The organism is Pseudomonas sp. IT-P100 (assembly GCF_949767185.1).
Taxonomy (GTDB): Bacteria; Pseudomonadota; Gammaproteobacteria; order Pseudomonadales; family Pseudomonadaceae; genus Aquipseudomonas; species Aquipseudomonas fluorescens_B.
The window spans coordinates 56,995-72,570 of record NZ_CATKQK010000002.1; the positions used below are offsets into that span (position 1 = coordinate 56,995).

At 60.5% G+C, this 15,576-nt stretch carries 13 protein-coding genes; 5 read left to right on the plus strand and 8 right to left on the minus strand.

The window, feature by feature from the left end:
* Positions 1-52: 52 nt before the first annotated feature.
* The 6 genes from ACM6IQ_RS01330 to ACM6IQ_RS01355 all read right to left on the minus strand — a co-directional run bounded on the left by ACM6IQ_RS01330 (position 53) and on the right by ACM6IQ_RS01355 (position 7,312).
* Positions 53-1,021, minus strand: a complete 969-nt coding sequence (locus ACM6IQ_RS01330) for a CDP-6-deoxy-delta-3,4-glucoseen reductase (RefSeq protein WP_017341400.1) — start codon at positions 1,019-1,021, stop codon at positions 53-55.
* A complete protein-coding gene (gene ubiD / locus ACM6IQ_RS01335) occupies positions 1,021-2,487 on the minus strand; it encodes a 4-hydroxy-3-polyprenylbenzoate decarboxylase (RefSeq protein ID WP_017341401.1) in 1,467 nt (488 codons plus the stop codon). Before ubiD ends, ACM6IQ_RS01330 begins: the two co-directional genes overlap by 1 nt.
* A gap of 61 nt (positions 2,488-2,548) precedes the next feature.
* Complete coding sequence (locus tag ACM6IQ_RS01340; RefSeq protein ID WP_414877927.1) at positions 2,549-4,504, minus strand: acyltransferase family protein; 1,956 nt, start codon at positions 4,502-4,504, stop codon at positions 2,549-2,551.
* A gap of 141 nt (positions 4,505-4,645) precedes the next feature.
* Complete coding sequence (gene rho / locus ACM6IQ_RS01345; RefSeq protein WP_007942421.1) at positions 4,646-5,905, minus strand: transcription termination factor Rho; 1,260 nt, start codon at positions 5,903-5,905, stop codon at positions 4,646-4,648.
* Between the two features lie 249 nt (positions 5,906-6,154).
* A complete protein-coding gene (gene trxA / locus ACM6IQ_RS01350; RefSeq protein WP_003206727.1) occupies positions 6,155-6,484 on the minus strand; it encodes a thioredoxin TrxA in 330 nt (109 codons plus the stop codon).
* Between the two features lie 120 nt (positions 6,485-6,604).
* On the minus strand, positions 6,605-7,312 hold the full coding sequence (locus ACM6IQ_RS01355; protein ID WP_017341403.1) for a FadR/GntR family transcriptional regulator: 708 nt from the start codon (positions 7,310-7,312) through the stop codon (positions 6,605-6,607).
* Positions 7,313-7,567: 255 nt separating this feature from the next.
* On the opposite strand from ACM6IQ_RS01355, the gene ACM6IQ_RS01360 reads away from it, so the two are divergent.
* From ACM6IQ_RS01360 to ppx, 5 genes are all read left to right on the plus strand, one after another.
* Positions 7,568-8,353 carry a transporter substrate-binding domain-containing protein gene (locus ACM6IQ_RS01360; protein WP_414877928.1) on the plus strand — a complete coding sequence of 262 codons (786 nt, stop codon included), beginning with the start codon at positions 7,568-7,570 and terminating at the stop codon, positions 8,351-8,353.
* A gap of 21 nt (positions 8,354-8,374) precedes the next feature.
* Positions 8,375-9,043 (plus strand): amino acid ABC transporter permease, encoded by a 669-nt coding sequence (locus ACM6IQ_RS01365; RefSeq protein WP_017341405.1) that lies wholly within the window; start codon positions 8,375-8,377, stop codon positions 9,041-9,043.
* Complete coding sequence (locus ACM6IQ_RS01370; protein ID WP_414877929.1) at positions 9,040-9,690, plus strand: amino acid ABC transporter permease; 651 nt, start codon at positions 9,040-9,042, stop codon at positions 9,688-9,690. The genes ACM6IQ_RS01365 and ACM6IQ_RS01370 overlap by 4 nt, the downstream gene beginning before the upstream one ends.
* The gene (locus ACM6IQ_RS01375; RefSeq protein ID WP_017341407.1) at positions 9,677-10,414 is read left to right on the plus strand and encodes an amino acid ABC transporter ATP-binding protein; all 738 of its coding nucleotides are present in this window, start codon (positions 9,677-9,679) and stop codon (positions 10,412-10,414) included. The genes ACM6IQ_RS01370 and ACM6IQ_RS01375 overlap by 14 nt, the downstream gene beginning before the upstream one ends.
* A 164-nt stretch (positions 10,415-10,578) precedes the next feature.
* A complete protein-coding gene (gene ppx / locus ACM6IQ_RS01380) occupies positions 10,579-12,081 on the plus strand; it encodes an exopolyphosphatase (protein WP_414877930.1) in 1,503 nt (500 codons plus the stop codon).
* A 180-nt stretch (positions 12,082-12,261) separates the two neighbouring features.
* Here the strand turns inward: ppx and ppk1 are convergent, their stop codons facing one another.
* Together ppk1 and hemB are read right to left on the minus strand one after the other, a co-directional pair.
* Entirely contained in the window at positions 12,262-14,484 is a 2,223-nt protein-coding gene (gene ppk1, locus ACM6IQ_RS01385) for a polyphosphate kinase 1 (RefSeq protein ID WP_017341409.1), read from the minus strand.
* A gap of 18 nt (positions 14,485-14,502) precedes the next feature.
* Complete coding sequence (gene hemB / locus ACM6IQ_RS01390) at positions 14,503-15,516, minus strand: porphobilinogen synthase (RefSeq protein WP_017341410.1); 1,014 nt, start codon at positions 15,514-15,516, stop codon at positions 14,503-14,505.
* Positions 15,517-15,576: the final 60 nt, after the last annotated feature.

The window sequence follows — 15,576 nt, forward strand, 5'->3', positions numbered from 1 at the left end:
ATCGGCTATATATGAAGTTATAACGATTGAACGCGCGGATCAATATCGCGATTCAAGCGCGCGGCGCGTACGCAAACACATCCGCACGCATCTGATGAGCATCCATCCCCGCTTCCACCAGCGCATCCAGCGTGCCGTAGACCATTGCCGGAGAACCGCTGGCGTAGACATGCAGCGCTTTCAAATCCGGGAAATCCTCACACACCGCCTCATGCAGCATCCCGCAGCGCCCCGGCCAGCCACATTGATCGCTGACGACTTTATGCAGGAACAGATTGGGCAGTTTCAGCCATTCATCCCAATGTTCGATCTCATAAAAGTCTTCGGGACGACGCACCCCCCAATACAGATGCACCGGATGCTTGAAGCCCGAAGCCCGGCAATGTTCGATCAGGCTGTGGATCTGGCCCATGCCCGTACCCGCAGCGATCAACACCAACGGCCCGTCCGGCAATTCCGCCAGGTGGGTATCACCGAACGGCATTTCGATCCGCACCATCGGATTGCGTTGCAGCTGTTCGATCAGGCTCAGCGCACTGCTTTCGCGCGCCAGTACATGGATTTCCAGATCGCGCCCGCTGTGGGGCGCCGAGGCCAGGGAGAAAGCGGACTTCTCGCCGCTTTCCCGCTCGATCATCAAATACTGACCGGCGTGATAACGCGGCGGCTTGCCCGCCGGTGCGCGCAGGCGCACGCGCCAGGTGTCGCCGCCGACGTCCCTGCACTCAATGACCTGACATGACAAGCTGCGCACCGGCAATTCTCCCTGCGCAAGCACGCCATCCCACAGCACGATGCAGTCTTCCAGCGGCTCTGCTATGCAAGTGTAGAACTCGCCATGGTCGCGCACATCGCCGGCCTGTTCGACCCGTCCTTCCACCAGCAGCGCGGCGCACACGTGGCAATTGCCGTTGCGGCAGCTTTGAGGGCATTCATAGCCCAGACGGCGTGCGCCATCGAGAATCCGCTCGCCGGGCAGAATCTCAAGCACCGCTCCGGAGGGCTGCAAGGTTACACGCATCAATCTATTCCTAACTGATTCCAGATGGCATCGATCCGCTGGGTCACGGCATCATCCTTGACGATCACCCGGCCCCACTCGCGCGTGGTTTCGCCCGGCCATTTATGCGTGGCATCGAGCCCCATTTTCGACCCCAGGCCGGAGACCGGCGAGGCGAAATCGAGGTAGTCGATCGGCGTGTTGTCGATCATCACCGTGTCGCGCTTGGGGTCCATGCGCGTGGTGATGGCCCAGATCACGTCGTTCCAGTCCCGTGCGTTGATATCGTCATCGGTGACAATAACGAACTTGGTGTACATGAACTGTCGCAAAAACGACCAGACACCGAGCATTACCCGCTTGGCATGGCCGGGATACGACTTCTTCATGGTCACGATGGCCATGCGGTACGAGCAACCTTCCGGCGGCAGGTAGAAATCGGTGATCTCCGGGAACTGCTTCTGCAGGATCGGCACGAACACTTCGTTCAGCGCCACGCCGAGGATCGCCGGTTCATCCGGCGGACGACCGGTGTAGGTGCTGTGGTAGATCGGTTTGATCCGATGGGTAATGCGCTCGACGGTGAACACCGGGAAGCTGTCGACTTCGTTGTAGTAGCCGGTGTGGTCGCCGTAGGGACCTTCGTCGGCCATTTCGCCGGGATGAATCACACCTTCGAGGATGATTTCGGCGGTGGCCGGCACTTGCAGGTCGTTGCCGCGGCACTTCACCAGTTCGGTGCGGTTGCCACGCAGCAGGCCGGCGAACGCGTATTCGGAGAGGCTGTCCGGCACCGGCGTTACGGCGCCGAGAATGGTCGCCGGGTCGGCGCCAAGCGCTACAGACACCGGGAACGGCTGGCCCGGATGCTTCTCGCACCACTCGCGGTAATCCAGCGCGCCGCCACGGTGACTCAGCCAACGCATGATGACCTTGTTACGGCCGATCACTTGCTGACGGTAGATGCCGAGGTTCTGGCGGTCCTTGTTCGGACCCTTGGTGACGGTCAGGCCCCAAGTGATCAGCGGGGCGACGTCGCCGGGCCAGCAGGTCTGCACCGGCAGCATCGCGAGATCGACGTCTTCGCCTTCGATGACCACTTCCTGGCACACCGCGTCTTTGACGACCTTGGGCGCCATGGCGATGATCTTGCGGAAGATCGGCAGCTTGGACCAAGCGTCTTTCAGGCCTTTCGGTGGCTCGGGCTCCTTGAGGAACGCCAGAAGCTTGCCGATCTCGCGCAGTTCGCTCACCGCTTCGGCGCCCATGCCCATGGCCACCCGCTCGGGGGTGCCGAACAGGTTGCCCAGAACCGGGATGTCGTAGCCGGTGGGGTTCTCGAACAACAGCGCCGGGCCTTTGGCCCGTAGCGTGCGGTCGCAGACTTCCGTCATCTCCAGCACTGGAGAGACGGGAATCTGGATGCGTTTCAACTCTCCGCGCTGCTCAAGTTGCTGCACGAAATCCCGAAGGTCCTTGAATTTCATTGAAGATGCCACCCCGAAAATAGGCGTACATCCTACCTGCTCTGGCGTTAAAACAGCACGATCAATTGCGATTTGCACCCAGCAGCATCGGCGTAAACAGCGGGCTCAGCCGGGCGCTGCCAGTGTCCGAGAGATGATCCTCATCCTTGTACTTCGAATGCCCATTGACCTCGATGCCGCAGACGTTGTCCGCACACATCAGTGGCGTTGGGTCAATGACGTGCACGCCGGGGTCGGCGGCGCTCATCGAATCGAACAAGCCGCCGAGAAAATGCTGGCGAGCCAGGTGCTCATCGAGCGGGCGCCCCAGTCCGTCGGCCGAACGCCCGATCCGGGCAAGACTCGTCAGCCGGCTGATGGCGCCCTTGCGCTGCAGCGGCACTTCCTTGAACAGCCAGACTTGCGCGCCCGTAGCCCTGATCGCCGCCACCCGCGCTTCGATCGCCGAAGCCATGCGCGCCTCAGCCTGAGCCGTATTGTCGCGGGAGTTAAGCAAGACCTTTTTGTCGCCGTCTTCACGACCGTAAACGTAAAGACTCCAGTTGGATGCCAGCACCACGTCCTTGATCTGCAGGCGACGAACCTGCTCCATGGTCTGTTCGTTGAAGTCCTTGCAGCGCTGGCGCGGGTCATCGCTGAGGACCGGCGGACAGGCGCTCATGCTGTAAAGCCACACCGGGCGACCCTCGCGCCTGGCGCCACTTTCAATGGCCGGCATCAACGCCGCGGCATGGCTATCGCCCCAGACCAGTCGGGTGGCCGGGACCTCCTGATTGCCACCGAGCAGACAGGCCTTGTCGAACGTCTTGTCCTTGGTCACCAGCATGCATTTCATCTGCCCGGCGCGCCATTCCCTGGCCTGCGCATATTCCAGCGCTTTGCCGCTCAGACGCTGGGGGAAACCCTCCTGCGAACGCACGACGGAGCCCGTCACCGCGAGGACAGCCATCGCCATCAAGCCGCCGACCAGCACGGGCTTGCGTCCGGCCAGCAGGCGTTTATCACGGAACGGCAGCTCGACGAAGCGCCAGCTCAACCAGGCCAGGCCCAGCGCCAGCAGTATCCAGCCTGCAGCCTCCCAGGGCTGAATACCGTCGATCGAAATGGCATTGGCATAGACGTAGACCGGCCAATGCCACAGATAGAAGGAATAGGAGAGCAAACCGATCCAGACGAACACGCGAGCACTCAACAGCTGGCCGGCCCAGGTCGAACCCTGCCCGCCCGACCAGATCAGCGCGGTGGCACCGAGTACCGGCAACAACGCTGCCCAGCCTGGAAACACCGTCCCCCGGTCAAACGTGAACACCGCCAGTAGAACAGCCGCCAACCCGGCAGCACCCACAGACTGAGCGAGCCAGGGTCGAACAGCGTGTTTGCGCGCAGGCAGGACCGCGAGCATCGCGCCGCATAACAACTCCCAGGCACGCGTTGGCAGCGAAAAGAAAGTGAAGTCGGGTTTACGATCGATATATGCGATGTTCAGCCCGAAAGAGATCAACAGCACAGCAAACAGCATCCAGCGCCAATGGCGAACATGGCGCATCAACAACACCATCAACAGCGGAAAGAAGATGTAGTACTGCTCCTCAACGGCCAGGGACCAGGTATGAAGCAACGGCTTCAAATCCGACGCCGGCTGGAAGTAACCGTCTTCGCGCATGAACAGAATGTTTGAAATGAACAGCGCCTGATAACGCACAGTCCTCCCCAGCTCGGAGAAGTCCTTGGCGGTCAGCAATAACCAGCCCAGTGCCAGTGTGACCAACAGCACCACGCTCAGCGCCGGAATGATGCGTCGTGCACGGCGCGCCCAGAAATCGACGAAGCTGAAACGCTGCGCACTGATCTCACGGAACAGGATGCTGGTAATCAGGAACCCGGAAATGACAAAGAAAACATCAACGCCAACGAAGCCACCGCTGAACGTGCTGAAACCGAAGTGAAAGAGCACGACCGGAATAACGGCCAGAGCCCGCAAGCCGTCAATGTCACGGCGACTGCCAAATGTATGCATAACGTCCCTTGTCGTATCCGATACAAAACCGATTCGAAAGGGACATCGCGGCGAGGTGAAAGTTATCAATCAAGACACAAATCTCATGCACAAAAAAAAAGCGCCCTGTTCGGGGCGCTCTTTTTTGCAGCGGACTGCGTGTTACTTGCGTTTCATCGACAGGAAGAACTCGTCGTTGGTCTTGGTCGTTTTCAGCTTGTCGACCAGGAACTCGATGGCGGCGATTTCGTCCATCGGGTGCAGCAGCTTGCGCAGGATCCACATGCGCTGCAACTCGTCGTCGGCGGTCAGCAACTCTTCGCGGCGAGTGCCGGAACGGTTAATGTTGATGGCCGGGAAGACGCGTTTTTCAGCGATACGACGATCCAGCGGCAGTTCCATGTTGCCCGTGCCTTTGAATTCTTCGTAGATCACTTCGTCCATCTTCGAACCGGTTTCAACCAGTGCGGTGGCGATGATGGTCAGCGAACCGCCTTCTTCGATGTTCCGCGCAGCGCCGAAGAAACGTTTCGGTTTCTCCAGGGCATGGGCATCGACACCACCGGTGAGCACTTTGCCGGAGCTCGGGATCACGGTGTTGTAGGCGCGAGCCAGACGGGTGATGGAGTCGAGCAGGATCACCACGTCTTTCTTGTGTTCGACCAGGCGCTTGGCCTTCTCGATCACCATTTCGGCAACCTGCACGTGGCGGGTCGGTGGCTCGTCGAACGTCGAGGCAACCACTTCGCCGCGCACGGTGCGCTGCATTTCGGTCACTTCTTCCGGACGTTCGTCGATCAGCAACACGATCAGGTGAACTTCAGGGTTGTTACGTGCGATGTTCGCCGCGATGTTCTGCAGCATGATCGTTTTACCGGCTTTCGGCGGTGCAACGATCAGACCGCGCTGGCCTTTGCCGATCGGGGCGCACAGGTCGATGACACGACCGGTCAAGTCTTCGGTGGAACCGTTGCCGGCTTCCATCTTCATGCGCACGGTCGGGAACAGCGGGGTCAGGTTCTCGAAGAGAATCTTGTTTTTCGCGTTCTCGGGACGATCGTAGTTGATCGTGTCGACCTTGAGCAGCGCGAAATAACGCTCGCCTTCCTTCGGAGGGCGGATCTTGCCAACGATGGTGTCACCGGTGCGCAAGTTGAAGCGGCGGATCTGGCTCGGCGAGACGTAGATATCGTCCGGGCCGGCGAGATAGGAAGCGTCAGCGGAGCGCAGGAAGCCGAAGCCGTCCTGGAGAATCTCCAGCACGCCATCACCGGAGATTTCCTCGCCGCTTTTAGCGTGCTTTTTGAGCAGGGAGAAAATCACGTCCTGCTTGCGCGAACGGGCCATATTTTCTATGCCCATCTGTTCGGCCAATTCGAGCAGTTCGGTAATCGGCTTTTGCTTGAGTTCAGTCAGATTCATATAGGAATGACGTAATCATTTATGGAGGGGGGGAAATTAAGCTTTTGGCTTAATGAGGCCGCGCCGCAGAGAAGGCGACAGGATCGCGTACTTATTCGAAAAGGAGTGCGTCGGCGACGGCTAGCAGGGGGCAATGGAGAAACCAGTGCGGGGCCGAATGTACCACCTGAGTTTCGGAGCGTCTAGCCCTCAATAACGAAAAAGCCCCGCAATATGCGGGGCCTTTTTTCGGACACTTTACAGCGACGCTTAGATGTTGGCGTCGAGGAAAGCCGCCAGTTGCGACTTCGACAGTGCGCCGACCTTGGTCGCTTCAACGTTGCCGTTCTTGAACAGCATCAGGGTCGGGATGCCACGCACGCCATGCTTGGCCGGGGTTTCCTGGTTTTCGTCGATGTTCAGTTTGGCAACGGTCAGCTTGCCTTTGTAGGTTTCAGCAATCTCGTCCAGAACAGGAGCGATCATTTTGCAAGGGCCGCACCATTCAGCCCAGTAGTCGACCAGTACAGCGCCTTCGGCCTTGAGTACGTCGGCCTCGAAGCTAGCGTCGCTAACGTGTTTGATAAGATCGCTGCTCATGGAAGTCTCCAGGTTGTAAGCAAAAAAACGTGGCCCATCATAGCCGCCCTTCCTTCGTTCAGGAAGGTGCAGATGATTGAGTCTCGCTATGGTGGTGCATGAGTTTGGGTATAGCTCAAGTCAGGACGTGGCGGGAGCAACGAAGGCAATCCCGGTGCGCAGGGCGGCGTTGCGCACATGTTCGTGCATGGCCTTCTGCGCCGCGCCGGACGAGCGCCGGGCCAGCGCGCGGAGAATTTTACGATGCTCCTGCCAGGTTTCCATGGCTCGCTCTGCCCGGATGAACGGTAGCTTCTGGCTCTCCAGAAAGATGTCGGCGCTGGCGCTGAGAATGCTCAGCATCGCCTGATTGCCGCTGGCCAGCAGGATGCGCCGGTGGAATTCGAAGTCCAGGCGTGCCGCCGCCTCAAAATCGCCCACCTTCAATTCATTGCGCATCGCAGCGACGTTGTCCTCCAAAGCATCGAGCTCATCGGTGCTCAACGTCACGGCAGCCAGCCCGGCGGCAAAACCTTCAAGGGCATAGCGCAACTGGAAGATGTCCAGCGGCGAAGCCTGGGCCGCGAACGGCCAGCCCGGCGTCGCATCGAATCGCGGCAATTCCACCGGTGCCTGCACGAACACGCCCTTGCCCGGCTGAATGCTGATCACACCCAACGCACTCAATGACGACAACGCCTCGCGCAACGACGCCCGACTCACCCCCAACTGCACCGCCAGGTCACGTTGCGAGGGCAAGGCATCCCCCGGCCCGAATCCTTGCTCGGCGATCAATTTGCGGATGGCTTGCAGCGCCACTTCAGGTACGGCTCGGGAGATCGAGTTCATGGTTTTCAGACGAACCAGGCGAATGAGCGGCTAGTTTTAAAGCTATTCGCGGCGCCCGGCAAGTCGTGCCCCACCGGGGTTCGGCGATGACCAACGATGCGCTATCGGAGTGCGAAACGCGGCACGACTGTTCAGACCAGTAAGACCGTACAACGCCAGCAAAACCGTGGCTTCGCACCGCTAAACCCCGATGTTGGCATGGCCCGTGCTCTGTCGATCCGCAGAAATCATTCCTCGCCGATCCGGAGATTTGCCATGACCCTGCGTTACAGCGCCCTCCTCGCTTCCCTGTTTGCCAGCCTGATGCTGAGCCAGATGCCCGCCCACGCCGACGGCCTGGACCAGGTGGTCAAGCGCGGCGTCCTCAAGGTGGCCGTGCCTCAGGACTTCCCGCCGTTCGGCTCGGTCGGTCCGGACATGAAACCCCGCGGCCTCGATATCGACACCGCGAAACTGCTGGCCGACCAGCTCCAGGTCAAACTTGAGCTGACGCCGGTCAACAGCACCAACCGCATCCCGTTCCTCACCACCGGTAAAGTCGACCTGGTGATTTCCAGCCTCGGCAAGAACCCCGAGCGTGAGAAAGTCATCGATTTTTCCAGCGCCTATGCGCCGTTCTACCTGGCGGTGTTCGGCCCGCCGGACGCCGATATCAAAGGCCTGGACGACCTCAAGGGCAAAACCGTCAGCGTCACCCGTGGCGCCATCGAAGACATCGAGCTGACCAAGGTTGCCCCCGAAGGCGTGACCATCAAGCGCTTCGAGGACAACAACTCGACCATCGCCGCCTACCTCGCCGGCCAGGTCGACCTGATCGCCAGCGGCAACGTGGTGATGGTGGCGATCAGCGAGAAAAACCCGAAACGCGTGCCGGCACTGAAAGTGAAGCTCAAGGATTCGCCGGTCTACGTGGGTGTGAACAAGAACGAGCCGGCGTTGCTGGGCAAGGTCAACCAGATCCTCGCCACTGCCAAGACCGACGGCGCGCTGGAAAAGAATTCACAGACCTGGCTCAAAGAGCCGCTGCCGGCCGATCTCTGATCGTCGCTCGGGAGACTCGATATGTCTTATCAGTTCGACTTCATACCGGTGGTGCAAAACACCGACCTGCTGTTGCGCGGTGCGCTGTTCACCCTTGAACTGACGGCCATCGGCGCGGTGCTCGGCGTGGGCCTGGGCATCGTCGGGGCGCTGGTGCGGGCCTGGAACATCCGCCCGTTCTCGGCGATTTTCGGGGTCTACGTCGAGTTGATCCGCAACACGCCGTTTCTGGTGCAGCTGTTTTTCATCTTCTTCGGTTTGCCATCGCTGGGCGTGCAGATTTCCGAATGGCAGGCCGCGGTGCTGGCCATGGTGGTCAACCTCGGGGCTTATTCCACCGAGATCATCCGCGCTGGCATTCAAGCGATTCCCCGTGGGCAACTGGAAGCCGCTGCAGCGTTGGCGATGACCCGGCTCGAAGCCTTCCGCCACGTGATCCTGCTGCCAGCGCTGGGCAAAGTGTGGCCGGCGCTGAGCAGCCAGATCATCATCGTCATGCTCGGCTCGGCGGTCTGCTCGCAGATCGCCACCGAAGAACTGAGTTTTGCCGCCAACTTCATTCAGTCGCGCAACTTCCGCGCCTTTGAAACCTATGCCCTGACCACATTGCTTTACCTGTGCATGGCGCTGCTGATCCGTCAGTTACTGAACTGGATCGGCCGTCGCTACATAGCAAGGAGCGGCCAATGAGCGATTTCACCTTCTGGGACATCGTGCGCAACCTGCTCACAGGCCTGCAATGGACGCTGGCGCTGTCGCTGGTGGCGTTTATCGGCGGCGGGTTGATCGGCTTGCTGATCATGGTCATGCGCATCTCAAAGAAAGCCCTGCCGCGCAGTTTCGCCCGCACCTACATCGAGCTGTTTCAGGGCACGCCGCTGTTGATGCAGCTGTTTCTGGTGTTCTTCGGTATGGCATTGGCCGGCCTGGAGATTTCGCCGTGGATGGCAGCGGCGATAGCCCTGACGCTGTTCACCAGCGCTTACCTGGCGGAGATCTGGCGCGGTTGCGTCGAGTCGATCCCCCACGGTCAGTGGGAAGCCTCGTCAAGCCTGGCACTCAACCCGCTGGAGCAACTGCGCTACGTGATCCTGCCACAAGCCTTGCGCATCGCCGTGGCGCCGACCGTGGGTTTCTCGGTGCAAGTGGTCAAAGGCACCGCCGTGACCTCGATCATCGGCTTCACCGAGCTGACCAAGACCGGCGGCATGCTCGCCAACGCAACCTTCGAACCGTTCATGGTCTACGGCCTCGTGGCCCTCGGTTACTTCCTGCTCTGCTACCCCTTGTCCCTCAGTGCGCGCTACCTGGAAAGGAGACTGCATGCCTCTGCTTAGAATTTCCGCCCTGCATAAATATTACGGCGACCACCATGTGCTCAAAGGCATCGACCTGAGCGTCGAGGAAGGCCAGGTGGTGGCGATCATCGGCCGCAGCGGCTCGGGCAAATCGACGTTGCTGCGCACGTTGAATGGCCTGGAGTCGATCAACGACGGGGTCATCGAAGTCGATGGCGAATACCTCGATGCCGCCCGCGCCGACCTGCGCAGCCTGCGGCAGAAAGTCGGGATGGTGTTTCAGCAGTTCAACCTGTTCCCGCACCTGACCGTGGGCGAAAACGTGATGCTCGCGCCCCAGGTGGTGCAGAAAGTGCCCAAGGCCAGAGCGGCGGAGTTGGCGCGGGAGATGCTGGAACGGGTCGGGCTCGGCGAGAAGTTTGATGCCTTCCCGGATCGGCTGTCCGGCGGGCAACAACAGCGCGTGGCGATTGCCCGTGCGCTGGCGATGTCACCCAAGGTGTTGCTGTGTGACGAGATCACCTCGGCGCTGGACCCGGAATTGGTCAATGAGGTGCTGAGCGTGGTTCGGCAATTGGCCAAAGAGGGTATGACGCTGATCATGGTCACCCATGAAATGCGCTTTGCCCGGGAGGTTGGGGATAAGTTGGTGTTCATGCATCTGGGGAAGGTGCATGAGGTCGGGGATCCGAAGATTCTGTTCGCGAATCCGCAGACGGCGGAGCTGGCGAATTTCATTGGTACTGTGGAAGCGACAGCCTGAAAGCTCTTTAAGGTCTCTGATGGCCTCATCGCGGGCTTGCCCGCGATTGACCGCGCTGCGGTCATCTACAGGGTTGCGCAGGATCAAGGGTTTGAACACTGCGCGTTGGCGTCAGCGTTTGATCGTGGCACGATGTCTGGGTTATCGACCGAGACCCCCTGACCATGCCGCAATCCCAAGCCAAGAATCTGTCCCTGATCGCCGCAATCGACCTGGGCTCCAACAGCTTTCACATGGTCGTGGCCAAGGCCCAGAACGGCGAAATCCGTATTCTCGAGCGTCTCGGGGAGAAGGTCCAGCTGGCCGCGGGCATCGACGAAGAGCGCCAGCTCAGTGAAGAATCCATGCAGCGCGGGCTCGATTGCCTCAAGCGCTTCGCCCAACTGATCAACGGTATGCCCCAGGGCGCCGTGCGGATCGTCGGCACCAACGCCCTGCGTGAAGCCCGCAACCGCAACGAATTCATCCACCGCGCCGAAGAAATCCTCGGTCACCCGGTAGAAGTCATCTCCGGCCGCGAAGAAGCGCGCCTGATCTACCTCGGTGTGTCCCACACCCTCGCCGACACCCCGGGCAAGCGCCTGGTGGCCGACATCGGCGGCGGCAGTACTGAATTCATCATCGGCCAGCGCTTCGAACCGCTGCTGCGCGAAAGCCTGCAAATGGGTTGCGTCAGCTACACCCAGCGCTATTTCAAGGACGGCAAGATCACCCCGGCCCGCTACGCCCAGGCGTACACGGCGGCGCGGCTGGAGATCATGAGCATTGAACACGCCCTGCACCGCCTGACCTGGGATGAAGCCATCGGCTCCTCGGGCACCATCCGCGCCATCGGCCTGGCGCTGAAGGCCGGCGGTCATGGCTCGGGCGAGGTCAACGCCCTGGGCCTGGCCTGGCTCAAGCGCAAGCTGATCAAACTCGGCGACGTCGAGAAAATCGACTTTGAGGGCATCAAGCCTGACCGCCGGGCGATTTTCCCGGCCGGCCTGGCCATTCTCGAAGCAATCTTCGATGCCCTCGAACTCCAGCGCATGGACCACTGTGAAGGCGCCCTGCGCGAAGGCGTGCTCTATGACCTGCTGGGCCGTCATCATCATGAAGACGTCCGTGAGCGCACGCTCAGCTCACTGATGGAGCGTTACCACGTCGATCTGGAGCAAGCGGCACGGGTCGAACGCAAGGCGCTGCATGCCTTCGATCAGGTGGCCGAGGATTGGGATCTGGATGACGGCGTCTGGCGCGAGTTGCTGGGCTGGGCCGCCAAGGTCCATGAAGTGGGCCTGGACATCGCTCACTATCAGTATCACAAACACGGCTCGTACCTGATCGAGCACTCGGACCTTGCCGGGTTCTCCCGCGAAGACCAACTGATGCTCGCGCTACTGGTGCGCGGCCACCGCCGCAATATTCCCAAGGACCGGTTTGCCGATTTTGGCGACGATGGCATCAAGCTGATTCGCCTGTGCGTACTGCTGCGCTTTGCGATCCTGTTCCATCACATCCGCGGCACCCAGGAAATGCCTCAGGTGGTGTTGCACGCCAATGGCCACAGCCTGGATGTGCAGTTCCCGGAGAACTGGCTGGACGAAAACCAGCTGACCCAGGCCGACTTCGCCCTGGAAGCGGAGTGGCTGACGCGGGTCGGTTTCACCCTGAACGTCCGCTAAAAACCCGGAGCGAACACAATCCCTGTGGCGAGGGAGCTTGCTCCCGCTGGGGTGCGAAGCGCCCCCAAAAGAGGGACTGCTGCGCAGTCCAGCGGGAGCAAGCTCCCTCGCCACAGGCATCTCGCTACAAACAAAAATGGCGATCCGCAGGGATCGCCATTTTTTATGCAGCGTGCAGGGTCAACGCACAGCCAGAATCGGACTGCCCAAGCGCTCCAGCAACGTGGCCTGCGCACTGCGCGGGTTCTGGTTGCCGGTTGGCGTGTTGCGGATGTAACGACCGTCCGCCTGCAGGCTCCAGCTGTGAGTATTGTCGGTCAGGTAAAGCTCCAGCTCTTTCTTGACCCGCATGATCAGCTTCTTGCCTTCCACCGGGAAGCAAGTCTCGACGCGCTTGTCGAGGTTGCGCTCCATCCAATCGGCACTGGACAGGAACATCTGCTCGTCACCGCCATTCAAGAAGTAGAAGACTCGCGTGTGCTCCAGGAAGCGACCGATGATCGAGCGCACGTGGATGTTGTGCGAAACCCCGGCGATGCCTGGACGCAGGCAGCACATGCCACGCACCACCAGATCGATGCGCACGCCTGACTGGCTGGCCTTGTACAACGCACGGATGATCTTCGGATCGGTCAGCGAGTTGAACTTGGCGATGATATGCGCCGGTTTGCCATCGAGGGCGAACTGAGTCTCACGGGCAATCATGTCGAGCATGCCCTTCTTCAACGTGAACGGCGCGTGCAGCAGCTTCTTCATGCGCAGGGTCTTGCCCATGCCGATCAGCTGGCTGAACAGTTTGCCGACGTCTTCGCACAAGGCGTCATCGGAGGTCAGCAAGCTGTAGTCGGTGTACAAACGGGCGTTGGCGGCGTGGTAGTTACCCGTACCCAAGTGGGCGTAACGCACAATCTCGCCGGCCTCGCGACGCAGGATCAGCATCATCTTGGCGTGGGTCTTGAAGCCGACCACGCCGTAGATCACCACCGCACCGGCCGCCTGCAGACGGCTGGCCAGTTGCAGGTTGGACTCTTCGTCGAACCGCGCACGCAATTCGATCACCGCAGTGACTTCCTTGCCGTTACGCGCCGCATCCACCAGCGCATCAACGATTTCCGAGTTGGCGCCGGAGCGGTACAGCGTCTGACGGACCGCCAGTACATGCGGGTCCTTGGCAGCCTGGCGCAGCAAATCGACGACAGGCGTAAACGACTCGAACGGGTGCAGCAGCAGGATGTCCTGCTTGCTGATCACGCTGAAAATGTTCTCGCTGTTCTGCAGCAGTTTCGGGATCTGCGGCGTGAACGGCAGGTATTGCAGCTCGCGCTGACTGTCGAGGCCGGTGATGCTGAACAGACGGGTCAGGTTGACCGGGCCGTTGACCTGGTACAACTCGGTCTCGTGCAGGTTGAACTGCTTGAGCAAGTAATCGGACAGGTGTTTCGGGCAGGTATCGGCCACTTCCAGGCGTACCGCGTCACCGTAGCGACGGGAGAACAGTTCGCCGCGCAGGGCGCGGGCCAGGTCTTCCACGTCTTCGGTGTCGACGGCCAGGTCGGCGTTTCGGGTCAGGCGGAACTGGTAGCAGCCCTTGACCTTCATGCCCTGGAACAGGTCATCGGCGTGCGCGTGGATCATCGACGACAGGAATACATAGTTGTCGCCAGGGCCGCCGACTTCTTCCGGGACCTTGATGATGCGAGGCAACAGACGCGGCGCCGGGATGATCGCCAGACCGGAATCGCGACCGAAGGCGTCGATGCCTTCGAGCTCGACGATAAAGTTCAGGCTCTTGTTCACCAGCAACGGGAACGGGTGCGTCGGGTCGAGGCCGATCGGGGTGATGATCGGCGCGATCTCGTCGCGAAAATAACGGCGAACCCAGGTCTTGAGCTTGGTGGTCCAGTAACGGCGACGGATGAAGCGGACCTGATGTTTCTCCAGTTCCGGCAACAGAATGTCGTTGAGGATCGCGTACTGGCGGTCTACGTAACCGTGCACCAGTTCGCTGATCCGGGCCAGGGCCTGGTGCGGTTGCAGACCATCGGCGCCGGCCTGTTCACGGGCGAAGGTGATCTGCTTCTTGAGGCCGGCCACACGAATTTCGAAGAACTCGTCCAGGTTGCTGGAGAAAATCAGCAGGAACTTCAGCCGCTCCAGCAACGGGTAGGACTCATCCAGCGCCTGTTCCAGTACGCGGATATTGAACTGCAGTTGCGAGAGCTCGCGATGGATGTACAGGCTGCTGTCATCCAGGCCTGGAACGACAATCGCTGGCGCCGCCGGCGCGGTTTCGACCACCACCGCGGGCGGAGCAGGCTCCAGCACCGGCGGGGTTTCGGCGATCTGCTCCACCACAGGTTGAGCCTCTTGTACTGCAACTTCAGTGAGTCCTTCGGTATTCATCGAATGTTCCTGGGAGGGCTATTTTTGCTCTCGTAACAGTTGAGCAGCACGAACGGCAAAGTAAGTCAGGATGCCATCAGCGCCTGCACGTTTAAAAGCGGTCAGGGATTCGAGGATAACCCCTTCGCTCAACCAGCCATTCTGGATCGCCGCCATGTGCATGGCGTATTCACCGCTGACCTGATAGACAAAGGTCGGCACTTTGAATTCTTCCTTGACCCGGTAAAGGATGTCCAGGTACGGCATGCCTGGCTTGACCATGACCATGTCCGCGCCTTCTGACAAGTCCGCCGCCACTTCGTGCAGGGCTTCGTTGCTGTTGGCCGGGTCCATCTGATAGGAGGCCTTGTTGGCCTTGCCCAGGTTCAGCGCCGACCCCACCGCATCGCGGAACGGGCCGTAATAGGCGCTGGCGTACTTCGCCGAATAGGCCATGATCCGCACGTTGACGTGATCGGCCAGTTCAAGGGCTTCGCGGATCGCCTGGATGCGACCGTCCATCATGTCCGACGGGGCCACCACCTGAGCGCCGGCTTCGGCGTGGGACAGGGCCTGCCTGACCAGCGCATCGACGGTGATGTCGTTCTGCACATAGCCTTCTTCGTCGAGGATGCCGTCCTGACCGTGGGTGGTGAACGGGTCCAGCGCGACGTCGGTGATCACGCCCAGTTCAGGGAACTGCGCACGCAGCGCGCGGGTGGCGCGCTGCGCAATGCCCTCGGGATTCCAGGCTTCGGCGGCGTCCAGCGACTTGAGTTCGGGCGGCGTGACCGGGAACAGCGCCACGGCCGGAATGCCCAGCTCGACCCACTTGGCCGCTTCTTCCAGCAACAGGTCGATGGTCAGGCGTTCAACGCCAGGCATCGAGGCCACCGCTTCACGACGGTTTTCACCCTCGAGCACGAACACCGGCAGGATCAGGTCATCGACGGTCAGGACGTTTTCACGTACCAGTCGACGCGAAAAATCATCACGTCGGTTACGACGCAGACGGGTTCCAGGGAACAAACGGTTGGCGGGGGTAAAGCTCACGGCAGACTCCTGAGCCCGCGCTAACGGGCGAGCGTGACAGTTATAAGCGGCCATTATGAC

Coding starts and splice junctions, on each gene's coding strand:
- trxA (WP_003206727.1), bottom strand. CDS start 6,484: ATGAGCAGCGATCTTATCAAACACGTTAGCGACGCTAGCTTCGAGGCC.
- ACM6IQ_RS01330 (WP_017341400.1), bottom strand. CDS start 1,021: ATGCGTGTAACCTTGCAGCCCTCCGGAGCGGTGCTTGAGATTCTGCCC.
- ACM6IQ_RS01370 (WP_414877929.1), top strand. CDS start 9,040: ATGAGCGATTTCACCTTCTGGGACATCGTGCGCAACCTGCTCACAGGC.
- rho (WP_007942421.1), bottom strand. CDS start 5,905: ATGAATCTGACTGAACTCAAGCAAAAGCCGATTACCGAACTGCTCGAA.
- ACM6IQ_RS01360 (WP_414877928.1), top strand. CDS start 7,568: ATGACCCTGCGTTACAGCGCCCTCCTCGCTTCCCTGTTTGCCAGCCTG.
- ACM6IQ_RS01340 (WP_414877927.1), bottom strand. CDS start 4,504: ATGCATACATTTGGCAGTCGCCGTGACATTGACGGCTTGCGGGCTCTG.
- ACM6IQ_RS01355 (WP_017341403.1), bottom strand. CDS start 7,312: ATGAACTCGATCTCCCGAGCCGTACCTGAAGTGGCGCTGCAAGCCATC.
- ACM6IQ_RS01365 (WP_017341405.1), top strand. CDS start 8,375: ATGTCTTATCAGTTCGACTTCATACCGGTGGTGCAAAACACCGACCTG.
- ppx (WP_414877930.1), top strand. CDS start 10,579: ATGCCGCAATCCCAAGCCAAGAATCTGTCCCTGATCGCCGCAATCGAC.
- ppk1 (WP_017341409.1), bottom strand. CDS start 14,484: ATGAATACCGAAGGACTCACTGAAGTTGCAGTACAAGAGGCTCAACCT.
- ACM6IQ_RS01375 (WP_017341407.1), top strand. CDS start 9,677: ATGCCTCTGCTTAGAATTTCCGCCCTGCATAAATATTACGGCGACCAC.
- ubiD (WP_017341401.1), bottom strand. CDS start 2,487: ATGAAATTCAAGGACCTTCGGGATTTCGTGCAGCAACTTGAGCAGCGC.